General features: G+C 52.2%; 1 protein-coding gene. It reads right to left on the reverse strand.

From position 1 onward, the window contains the following. Window positions 1–251 (reverse strand): hypothetical protein (locus A3728_RS23805; protein ID WP_236630589.1); only part of this gene is annotated, 251 nt, incomplete at both ends.

Here is a 251-nt window from a genome sequence, read left to right on the forward strand (position 1 = left end):
AAGAGCGCTCCCAAACCGATGGCAAAGAACGCGAGCAACACCCTGTTTCTGTGCTTGAAGTCACTGACGCCATTGAAAAATAGGCTCACGCCTAAGAGAAAGGTGGTCACGCCAATATGACCCATCGAGATTGGGTTGAGCGAGTCTGTGTTCCATCTGTTATGATCGGCTAATTCGCCGCTTAACGTCGTGATGGTTGTCCCACCAGCCGCGAGCAGAACAGCCGTGGCAAACGGAGCGACACAAGAAAA

Source organism: Sulfitobacter sp. HI0040 (assembly GCF_001634885.1).
GTDB lineage: Bacteria > Pseudomonadota > Alphaproteobacteria > Rhodobacterales > Rhodobacteraceae > Sulfitobacter.